10 protein-coding genes are annotated in these 10040 nt (G+C 69.0%); 7 read left to right on the forward strand and 3 right to left on the reverse strand.

Annotation, left to right across the window (positions count from 1 at the left end):
* Positions 1-22 precede the first annotated feature (22 nt).
* Entirely contained in the window at positions 23-778 is a 756-nt protein-coding gene (locus tag JOE46_RS24215; protein WP_097211040.1) for a FadR/GntR family transcriptional regulator, read from the forward strand.
* Positions 779-796: 18 nt separating this feature from the next.
* Here the strand turns inward: JOE46_RS24215 and JOE46_RS24220 are convergent, their stop codons facing one another.
* On the reverse strand, positions 797-1792 hold the full coding sequence (locus JOE46_RS24220; RefSeq protein ID WP_307861331.1) for a DUF6777 domain-containing protein: 996 nt from the start codon (positions 1790-1792) through the stop codon (positions 797-799).
* A 134-nt stretch (positions 1793-1926) separates the two neighbouring features.
* The gene (locus JOE46_RS24225; protein WP_209928702.1) at positions 1927-3459 is read right to left on the reverse strand and encodes an MFS transporter; all 1533 of its coding nucleotides are present in this window, start codon (positions 3457-3459) and stop codon (positions 1927-1929) included.
* Positions 3460-3516: 57 nt separating this feature from the next.
* Here JOE46_RS24225 and JOE46_RS24230 point away from each other — a divergent pair, with 57 nt between their 5' ends.
* Together JOE46_RS24230 and JOE46_RS24235 are read left to right on the forward strand one after the other, a co-directional pair.
* The gene (locus JOE46_RS24230; RefSeq protein WP_097211104.1) at positions 3517-3981 is read left to right on the forward strand and encodes a MarR family winged helix-turn-helix transcriptional regulator; all 465 of its coding nucleotides are present in this window, start codon (positions 3517-3519) and stop codon (positions 3979-3981) included.
* Positions 3982-4008: 27 nt separating this feature from the next.
* Positions 4009-4923 (forward strand): SDR family oxidoreductase, encoded by a 915-nt coding sequence (locus JOE46_RS24235; RefSeq protein ID WP_209928704.1) that lies wholly within the window; start codon positions 4009-4011, stop codon positions 4921-4923.
* A gap of 8 nt (positions 4924-4931) precedes the next feature.
* On the opposite strand, the gene JOE46_RS24240 is transcribed toward JOE46_RS24235, so the two are convergent.
* Positions 4932-5825, reverse strand: a complete 894-nt coding sequence (locus JOE46_RS24240) for a TetR family transcriptional regulator (protein WP_280923555.1) — start codon at positions 5823-5825, stop codon at positions 4932-4934.
* Between the two features lie 145 nt (positions 5826-5970).
* On the opposite strand from JOE46_RS24240, the gene JOE46_RS24245 reads away from it, so the two are divergent.
* Genes JOE46_RS24245 through JOE46_RS24260 form a run of 4 tightly spaced genes read left to right on the forward strand, consistent with a single transcriptional unit; the run spans position 5971 to position 9411 of the window.
* Positions 5971-7179 carry an acyl-CoA dehydrogenase family protein gene (locus tag JOE46_RS24245; RefSeq protein WP_097211106.1) on the forward strand — a complete coding sequence of 403 codons (1209 nt, stop codon included), beginning with the start codon at positions 5971-5973 and terminating at the stop codon, positions 7177-7179.
* Positions 7180-7190: 11 nt separating this feature from the next.
* Entirely contained in the window at positions 7191-8198 is a 1008-nt protein-coding gene (locus tag JOE46_RS24250) for a phosphotransferase family protein (RefSeq protein WP_209929250.1), read from the forward strand.
* Entirely contained in the window at positions 8195-8944 is a 750-nt protein-coding gene (locus JOE46_RS24255) for an SDR family oxidoreductase (RefSeq protein ID WP_209928706.1), read from the forward strand. The genes JOE46_RS24250 and JOE46_RS24255 overlap by 4 nt, the downstream gene beginning before the upstream one ends.
* Positions 8945-8985: 41 nt before the next feature.
* Positions 8986-9411, forward strand: a complete 426-nt coding sequence (locus JOE46_RS24260) for a PPOX class F420-dependent oxidoreductase (protein WP_209928707.1) — start codon at positions 8986-8988, stop codon at positions 9409-9411.
* Positions 9412-10040 lie beyond the last annotated feature (629 nt).

The raw sequence follows: 10040 nt of genomic DNA on the forward strand, positions 1-10040 counted from the left end.
CAAAAAGGAGCGAGGGGTGCGAGTGACGTCCGGAACGAAGTCGACGGTGGTCCGGGTGCCGAAGGCCGGTGAGTTGGTGGCAGCCAACCTGCGGCGCCGGATCATCACCGGCGAACTCAACGTGGGCGACCCGTTGCCCAACGAGGCCGTGCTCATGGAACAGTTCGGGGTGTCGCGGCCGACCCTGCGCGAGGCATTCCGGATCCTCGAATCCGAATCGATCATCACGGTGCTGCGCGGCGCACACGGGGGCGCGAGGGTCTTGGCGCCCGACGCATCGGTGGCCGCGCGGTACACCGGCCTGCTGCTGCAGTACCAGGGCACACCGCTCATCGACGTGTACCGGGCGCGGGCATCGCTGGAGGTGTCCGCGGTGGGAATGTTGGCCGAGGGCAACCGCGGCGAGGCACTCGCGACCTTCGCGGAACTGATCGAGGCGGGTGCCGACCTCGTGGAGGACTCCGCCGGGTTCGCCCGCCACGACGTCGATGTCCACCAGGCGCTCATCGACCTCGCCGGAAACCAGACGCTCGCGGTGCTCGGCGGGATGCTGGTGCACATCATCGATGCACACAACGCCCTCTTCATCGCCTCGCATGGCGGCGGCAACGAGCGTCCCGCCGCCCGTGCGGCGCATCGCGCCTATCTCAAGCTGCTAGGGCTGCTGCGCGAGGGCGATGCCACCGCCGCTCAGGAGTTCTGGCGCAAGCACCTCGACGCGATCGAGAAGTACATGATCGGCGACACCGAGACGACCCTCGTCGAGGTGTTGTCGTAGCTCTGTAGACCGTAGGGATCAGGGCACCTGGATCACCAGCGGCGGCAGCCCGGGTATCTGGACCTGGATCTGCGGCGGTGGGGGTGGGGCCGCGGGAACCGGCGCGGGCGCGGGCGGCGGTGGTTCCGGCGCGGGTGGGGGCGGTGCGGGCGCCGGTGGTGGTGGCTCGGGCGCCGGAGCGGGCGCCTGTCTCTGGACGGGTGGCGGCGCGACCGCGAGCGGCTCTAGTTGTGCCGCGGGCGGAGGCGGCGGGGGCGGGCCCGGGGGTGGCATCGGGGGCAGCGCGCCGGGCCGATCCGCCGGCTGCTGGGGTCCCGCCCCGATCGGTACGGCCGCGAGGCCGCCGGTCGTCAGGTCCACGACCGTGACCTGCGCCATCGGCTGCTGGGCGGGTTGTACGAGCAGTAGTCGCTCGGCGTCGTAGCCGGGCCACTCGTCCTCCGCCGCGGCAGGCTCCGAACTCGAGCGCGGATCGCTCAGCGGGCTTCCCCGCGCGCATCGGACCCGCGGCGTTCCGTGGTCGTCGATCAGCACGATGGTCCCGGCTTCGAGGACCGACTGATACGACGTCGCGCGCTGTCCGCTGTAGCCGTGGTTGGTCACCCTCGTGTCCGCGCGCAGCAGCACGGGCGTGAGGGTGCGCACGTAGCTCCGCACGTCGTCGACATCGAGCACGCCGGACCAGGCCTCCACCTTGACCGGATCGCTCTCGAGGTCTGCGACCAGCCGCTCCCGGTCGCACAGGACCCGGTCGAGGCTTCCGCCGTACAGACCGACGCGATCGCCTGAGACGCTGACGCCTGCGTCCGCGTTCGGGAGGTCGGCGCCGGGCGGACCGGGCGGGACGACCGTCGGGATCTGCGGGGGTAGCAGGCGGTCGGTCCAGGGCAACCGGCCGTCGGAGATCACCCGGTCCAGCGCCAGGGGCCGCGGCTGGGTCTCCTGTCCGTTCGAACACGCCGCGACCACCACGGCACACGCGACCACGAGCCATCGACCCGGCACGTGTCCCACACGTGGACCGGTCCTTGCGACAGTGCTTCGTCGGGCAGACCGTGCGGCCTGCCCGGCGATGACGGTGGCCACGCACACATCGTAAGCACTCGGTGGGGCGGCCGGGCTCTATTACGGGACCTCGGGCGCGGTGCTCAGCGAGCCGGTTCGGGCTCCAGGTCCGCGGCCGGCGTGGGGGCAACGACGGACGCGGGGACCCGACGCGGGATGAAGGCCGCGATGAGCAGCGCCAGCAACGCGGCCGCGGCGCCGATCAGGAATGTCACCACGAACGCCCGGTGCGTCGGCACAAGGGCCGGGCCGAACGACATGGTCATGTTGGCCAGCACCACGGTCATCACGGCACTCGCGAAGGACGTTCCGACCATCCGCATCAGGGAGTTGAGGCCGTTCGCGGCCGCCGTCTCGTGCAGCGGGACCGAGCGCATGATCAGGGCGGGCATGGCCGCATACGCGACGCCGATCCCCGCACCGATGATGGTCGAGACGAGCGCGATCTGCCAGACCTCGTTCATCAGCACGGCGCCGATCAGGTAGCCGACGGCGATGACGACGGTGCCGACCATCAGGGTCGTCCGCGGGCCGTACCGGTTGGTGATGCGGGCCGAGACCGGCGAGAGCAGCATCATCACGATGCCTGCGGGCGCCATGCACAGCCCGGCCATGACCATCGACTGGCCGAGTCCGTAGCCGGTCTCCGGCGGTGACTGCAGCAGCTGCGGAACCGTCAACGACGTTGCGTACATGGCGAATCCGGTCATGACCGAGGCCAGGTTGGTCAGCAGGATCGGTCGGGAGGCGGACACCCGGAGGTTGACGAGGGGCGCTGCTGTGCGCAGCTCGGCGAACCCCCACGCCAGGAACACGACGAGGGCCGCGGCGAGCAACCCGAGGGTGGTCGCACTGGTCCAGCCCCACTCGGCGCCCTTGGTGATCGCCAACAACAGCGAGACGAGGCCGGCCGCGAGCCCCACCGCGCCGAGGTAGTCGAACCGGCCCGGATTGCGGACGGATGACTCGGGGACCAGGATCGCGACCGCGATCGCGACCAGGGCGCCCAGCACCGCGGATGCCCAGAACAGCATGTGCCAGTTGAAGTTCTGTGCCGTCGCCGCGGCCAGCGGCAGGCCGATCGCACCGCCGACGCCCATCGTCGAACTCATCACTGAGATCGCGCCGCCCACCTTCTCGGCGGGCAATTCGTCGCGAAGGATGCTGATGCCGAGCGGGATCGCCCCGGTCGCCGCGCCCTGCAGGATGCGGCCGATGATCACAAGGGGGACGGTCTCGCTCAGCGCGCACACCACCGATCCCGCGACCAGGAAAGCCATGCTGACCAGGATCATTCGCCGCTTGCCGAACATATCGCCGAGGCGGCCCGAGACCGGCGTGACGACGGCCGCGGCCAGCAGGGTGGAGGTGATGACCCAGGACGCGGTGGAGGCCGAGGTGTTCAACAGCTCGGGCAGGATGTGGATCAGCGGCACGACGAGGGTCTGCATGAGCGAGACCACGATGCCGGAGAACGCCAGCGTGGCGAGGATCCAGGTGGAGGAGCGGGTGCGCCGCGTCGCGCTGTCGGCAGCAATGGTCACGACGGACCTCTTCTCTTGTGTTCTATGCGCTGATCGAGTTCGAAGAAAGCAATAGATGTGTACGGTACACATCGTATGTATCGTGCACAATCGGTGGGAGTATGGCGGCGTGATGCGAGGATGACCCCGATGGAATCCGAGGAGATCGACCCGGGTCGCGGGTTGGAGCGCGAGATCACGCTGATGGCCCGCCACACCACCCTGGTGACCAAGCGATGGCTGGAACAGCAGGCGCTCGACCGATCCGCGTATCTGTTGTTGAGTCGCCTCGAGATCGGCGAGCCGATGACGTTGAAGGAGCTGGCGGACTCGTTCGGCCTCGACGTCTCGACGATCAACCGGCAGACCGCCGCGCTCGTCCGGCAGGGACTGGCCGAGAGAATTCCCGACCCGCAGGGCGGCACGGCGAGGAAACTCCGGCCGACGGAGGGCGGACTGCGCGCGCTGCGTTCCGACCGGCAGCACAACGTCGACGGCATCAACTCCCTCGTCGCCGATTGGGACGAGAAGGATCGACGGGATCTGGTTACCTTGTTGCGGCGGCTGAACGAACAGATCGAGGACCGACAGGGTCTCAGCTGGCCGAGGGACTGACCGACAAGCTGCGAGGGAGTTGCACGGATGGGCATCAACGAGGGACGCGTCGTGATCGTGACCGGCGCCGCGGGCGGCATCGGCCGTGAGCACGCGCTCGAGTTCGCCAGGCAGGGAGCGAAGGTCGTCGTCAACGACCTCGGGCCCGCCGAGGCGGTCGTCGAGGAGATCAAGGCGCTCGGCGGCGAGGCCATCGCGAACAAGGACGACATCTCGGACTTCGACGGCGCAGGCCGGCTGGTGCGCAGCGCGATCGACACGTTCGGCACCGTGCACGTGCTCGTCAACAACGCGGGCATCCTCCGCGACAAGATGTTCGTCAACATGACGGTCGATCAGTGGGACGACGTCATGCGCGTGCACCTGCGGGGGACGTTCGCGCCGTCGCAGCACGTGGCGTCGTACTGGCGGGAGCAGCACAAGGCGGGCACCCCTGTCGCGCACCCGCGCATCATCAACACCTCCTCGCCCTCGGGCCTGTACGGCAACATCGGGCAGGCGAACTACGGCGCCGCGAAGGCGGGCATCGCGGCGTTCACCGTGATCCTCGCCGACGAGCTGGCCCGGCTCGGCGTCACCGTCAACGCGATCGCCCCCACCGCTCTCACCCAGATGACCGCGGGCCTAGAGGGTTTCGTCGCTGCGATGGAGGCCGAGAAGGAACGCACCGGCTTCGATGCCGCCGCACCGGCGAACATCTCGCCGACCGTCGTCTGGCTCGGATCGCCGGAGTCCGACGGCATCACCGGCCGGATCTTCAATGTGCACGGCGGTTCGATCAGCGTCGCGGAGACCTGGGTGGCGGGCCCCGGGGTGTCGAAGAACGCCCGTTGGGATCCGGCGGAGCTGGGGGAGGTCATCCCGGCGCTGGTCGCCGAGGCGCGACCGAACTCGGACATGGCCGGGCAGTCGCGCAACGAGAACTCGCGTCAGGGCCTGTAGCCCCGCACTCACCCCCGCCCGAGCAGATCGAGAGCGAAGCTCGCGTACTCCGCGGCGATCTGCTCGGGCGAGGACGGTCCATCGATCCGGAACCACTGCGGCAGTGATGTGCACATCGTCGAGATGGCCCGTCCGGCATCCCTCGGATGCCGCGTCATGAGGCTTCCCTCGGCGATCGCAGCGTCGATCTCGTCGTCGAGAAGGTATTGGATCTGATTGCGGGAGTCGGTGATCCGCGCCCGGTTCGCCGGTTCGAGGCTACGCATCTCGCTGGCGCCGATGAATGCGAGTTCCCTGCGGTGCGTGTGATAGAGCGCGAGCGCCTCGACGATGAGGCCGACGCGCTCGATCCCGCCGGTGCCCTGGTCCCGTGCCGCCCGCACCCGCCAGTGCAGCTCGTCCATCGTGAGATCGAGCGCCCGCACCAGTAGCTCCTGCTTGTCCCGGTAGTGGTGGTACATGCCGGGAACGCTCATGCCCGCCCGCTCGGCGATCGAGCGCATGGTCGCGCCGTGATACCCGGTCTCGACGAACGAGTCGATCGCGGCCGCGAGCACGGGGTCGACGCGCAGTGACGGGAACAAACGCCAGTCACCCGTCGACTGTGCAGTTGCCGCCGTCGCTCCTGGGGATTCGCGCCGGGAAGTGCGCACTCGGCGGTCCGCGGTGGAGGGTCCGCGGGCGAGGGTGGTGCCGGCATCGCCCACCAACCGTGCGGCGGTGGTGTCGAGCGCCCCGGCGAGGGCGTGCAGTCGCTCGACCGAGACGCCGGTCTTGCCGTTCTCGATGGCGCTGAGCGTCGCCGGGCTGATCGCCATCCGCCCCGCGAGCTCTCGCAATGTCAGGCCCGCCGACCGGCGCGTCCGCCTGATCGTGTCGGGCAGGTGCTCCGGCTTGGTCAACTCTCGATCCAATCTGTTCAGGAATGCTGAACATGCTACACGTTGGCATCTACTGAACTCCTTTGACGGGCAGACAAACCTGTGAGATCGTGTGGAAATCAGCTGCCGAGCGATCGTTCGGCTACGTGACGAAGGAGGAGTGAGTGTGTCGATCGATCTGACCTATTCCCCCGAGGTCCAGGACCTCATCGACCGCACCAGGACCTTCACCCGCGACGTCATCCTGCCCATCGAGGACGAGCACGCCGGGGACATCACGGCCGGCGGCGGCGACGCGCTGCGGATCGGCATGCAACAGGCGGCCAAGGCCGCCGGGGTGTTCGCCCCGCACGCCCCGCTCGAGTTCGGCGGCCACGGGTTGAACATGTCGGACCGTGCCCCGGTGTTCGAGGAGGCCGGCTACTCACTGTTCGGTCCCACCGCGTTGAACATCGCGGCGCCCGACGAGGGCAACGTCCACATGTTGGCGCACATCGCCAACCCGGAGCAGAAGCAGCAGTTCCTCGCGCCACTGGCCCACGGGGACGTCCGTTCGGCCTTCGCGATGACGGAGCCGGCACCGGGAGCGGGATCGGACCCGTCGGCGCTGACCACCCGCGCGGTCCGAGCGGATGGCGGCTGGCGGATCAACGGGCACAAGTGGTTCATCACCGGCGCCGACGGCGCCGGATTCTTCATCATCATGGCGCGCACCTCGGGCGAGCCCGGTCAGCGTGGCGGGGCCACGATGTTCCTCGCGCCCGCCGACAGTCCCGGGATCCGGGTGGGGCGACACATCGACACCCTGGACCGGGCGATGATCGGCGGGCACTGCGAGGTCTTCTTCGAGGACCTGCTGGTTCCCGACGCCGCGGTGCTCGGCGAGGTCGACCGCGGCTTCGAGTACGCCCAGGTGCGGCTCGGCCCGGCCCGGATGACCCACGTCATGCGCTGGCTGGGCGCCGCGCGCCGCGGCCATGACGTCGCGGTTGCCCGGGTAGCCGAGCGGGAAGGCTTCGGATCCAGGCTGGGCGACCTCGGCATGGTTCAGAAGATGGTGGCGGACAACGAAATCGACATCGCCGCCACCCGGGCTCTGCTGATACGGGCCTGCTGGGAGCTCGACAGCGGCGACCCGGCGTCGAACGCGACATCGATCGCGAAGACCTACGCCGCCGAGGCGGTCTTCCGGATCGTCGACCGCAGCATGCAGATGTGCGGCGGGATGGGGGTCTCCGGCGACCTGCCGCTGGCGCGGCTCTCCCGGGAGGTCCGTCCGTTCCGGGTCTACGACGGGCCGTCCGAGGTGCACCGTTGGGCCATCGCCAAGCGGGTCGTCGGGGCAGCCAAGCGCGAGCTGAGGGGTGCGAAGTGAGCCTTCCCGGAATGAACATCGCTGCGCTGCAGCGGTTCCTGTCCGACAGCTGCATCGAATTGCATGGGGAGCTGCACGTCGAGCTGATCAGCGGCGGCCGATCCAATCTGACCTACCGGGCCTGGGACGACCGGTCGTCGTGGGTGGTGCGACGGCCACCGACCAGTGGGTTGACCCCGTCGGCGCACGACATGGCTCGGGAGTACACCGTGACCTCGGCGCTGCAGGGCACGGCCGTGCCGGTTGCGCGGACGGTGGCCTTCGATGCCGACGGCTCTGCCCTCGGCGCGCCGATGACGGTGGTCGAATTCGTCGAGGGCACGGTGGTCCGGGATCAGGCCGACCTCGCCGGGCTCTCCGACGATCAGGTCGAGGCCAGTGCCGACACGCTGGTGCGAGTCCTGGCCGATCTGCATGCGGTGGACTACCGGGCGGTGGGGCTGGGCGACTTCGGGCGGCCCGACGGCTTCGTCGCGAGGCAGGTGAAACTCTGGGCGGGACAATGGGATCGGGTCAAGACGAGGGAGCTTCCCGATGTGGCGGTCCTGCATGCCGCGCTCACCGAGGCCATGCCCGCGACCTCGGCCGCGTCGATCGTGCACGGCGACTTCAGGATCGACAACACGATCCTGGATCCCCGTGACCCGGGGCGGGTCCGGGCGGTGGTGGATTGGGAGATGTCGACGCTGGGTGATCCGCTGACCGACGTCGCCCTGATGTGTGTGTACCGGGACCCGGTGTTCGACCTTGTGCTCGGATCCCAGGCGGCCTGGACCAGCGATCGGCTGCCGTCGGCGGGCGCGCTGGCGCAGAGCTACGCCGTCGCGTCCGGCCGCGACCTCGGGGACTGGAACTTCTATCTCGCGCTCGCCAACTTCAAGTTGGGTGTGATCGGTGAGGGCATCACCCATCGCGCGCTGCAGGGATCGGACTCCGGCGCCGGCGCGGTGCGGGCCGCCGAGGCGACGCCCGAGTTCATCGCGGCGGGGCTGCGGGCACTGAAGGGAGTGACGCTGTGAGCGGCGGCGAGAATAGGACGGCCCTGGTCACGGGGGCCTCGCGGGGGATCGGGCTCGGGATCGCGACTCGGCTCGCGCAGTCGGGACACTCGTTGACGATCACCGCAAGGGACCCCGCGCGGCTCGACTCCGTCGCGGATGGGCTGCGCGCCGCAGGGGCGCCCGAGGTGGTGCCGATCGCGGGCGACATGGCCGACGAGACCGATATCGCCAGGGTGACGGCCGCACACGCGGACCGGCTCGGCCCGATGACCGCGCTGATCCTGAACGCGGGAGTCGGCACCGCGGGGGAGATCGGGGACTTTCCGTTGCGCCGGTTCGACAAGACCGTTGCGGTGAACTTCCGCGGGCCGTTCCAGTTGCTCCAGGAGTCGTTGCCGTTGCTGCGGGCGGGCGCCGCCGCGAACCCGGGCCGTGGTGCCAAGGTGATCGCGCTCGCGTCCATCACCGGTGTGTACGCGGAGCAGGGCCTCGCGGTCTACGGCGCGACGAAGGCGGCGCTGATCAGCATGGCGGCGACGTTGAACGCCGAGGAGTCCGGCCGCGGGGTGTGCGCCACGACCATTGCGCCCGCGTTCGTGGACACCGATATGAGCGCGTGGACCCACGAGCAGGTGCCGCCGGGGGCGATGCTCGAGGTCAACGATGTCGTCGAGGTGGTCGACGCGCTGCTGAGGCTGTCGTCGCGGGCCGTGATCCCGAATATCATCATGGCCAGGGCGGGCACCGACGGCTATCGCGCCTGAAAGTCGCGCGCGCGACGGCCCGACCGCGTAGCCTCCCGCGGGTGATCACTCTGGCCGATCCCGCGATACGCGAGTTCCTGTCGGCGGGCACCCGGACGGGCAAGCTCGGTTTCACCGCGTCCGACGGCCGGCCGCTGGTCGCTCCCGTGTGGTTCGTCGTCGACGGTGACGATCTGGTCTTCAACACCGGCACCGGCTCCGCCAAGGGCCGCGCCGTGGCGCGCGACGGCCGGGTGGTGCTCTGCGTGGACCTCGAACAGCCGCCGTATGCCTTCGTCCAGGTGCAGGGCGTGGCCACCGTGTCCGAGGACCCCGAGGAGCTGATCCGCATCGCGACCGCGATCGGTGGCCGGTACATGGGGCCGGACCGGGCGGAGGAGTTCGGACGTCGGAACGGCGTGCCAGGGGAGCTGGTGGTGCGGCTCCGTCCGACCAAGGTGATCGCCGATCTGGACGTCACCGGCTGACCGGATCGTGTCCCAAGGTCACGGCCTGTGACCGAATCACAATACCGCTGTGACTAGCGCACAAGGTGCGTTCGCGTGCTGTGAAACGCCGCTGAGCTGGGAAGATGATCGAGCGTCCGCCGCGTCGAAGCGCTGGATGAGCGTGCGGATCGCGACAATCCGGGCCAGGTCTTGGACGCTTGTTAGAAGAAATACCAAAAGGGCATGAGCGGACCTGGTTGAGATGTAGATTACATCCTGCGGTGCGGGCAGAACTCGCCGCGATTTCGGGACGTTGCCACTCGTGGCGGCGTGATTGTTCCTCGGGAGGGCGATCAATGAGCGCAGGGTGGATCCATGGACTCGGTGCGCAGGGGGCTGCTTCGGTGTCCTTCACGATGAGGTTGAGACCTCGTCGCAGTTCGGCGATCGCGCGAACCGCGGGAAGTTGTGTGACCACGTGACAGGTCGCATGACCAGACGATAGTTCTCAGTGCGCTCGGCGCGCACCCGTTCCCGCTCGCGCGTATCGGCGATGCGGTCTCTTCCTTGTCGAATCTGATTTGGATCCTTACCTGTCTTTGCTGCGCCCATGGGCTGGGGGCGAGGGGATTCAAGTGGTTGTTTGGGACTCCGCGGTGTTCCGGAAA

The sequence above is a fragment of the Rhodococcus sp. PvR099 genome (assembly GCF_017833315.1).
Taxonomy (GTDB): Bacteria; Actinomycetota; Actinomycetes; order Mycobacteriales; family Mycobacteriaceae; genus Rhodococcus_G; species Rhodococcus_G oryzae.

Excerpts from the sequence above, each read along its gene's own strand:
- JOE46_RS24235 (WP_209928704.1), top strand. The coding sequence starts at position 4,009 with ATGGGCATCAACGAGGGACGCGTCGTGATCGTGACCGGCGCCGCGGGC.
- JOE46_RS24250 (WP_209929250.1), top strand. The coding sequence starts at position 7,191 with ATGAACATCGCTGCGCTGCAGCGGTTCCTGTCCGACAGCTGCATCGAA.
- JOE46_RS24230 (WP_097211104.1), top strand. The coding sequence starts at position 3,517 with ATGGAATCCGAGGAGATCGACCCGGGTCGCGGGTTGGAGCGCGAGATC.
- JOE46_RS24225 (WP_209928702.1), bottom strand. The coding sequence starts at position 3,459 with ATGTGTACCGTACACATCTATTGCTTTCTTCGAACTCGATCAGCGCAT.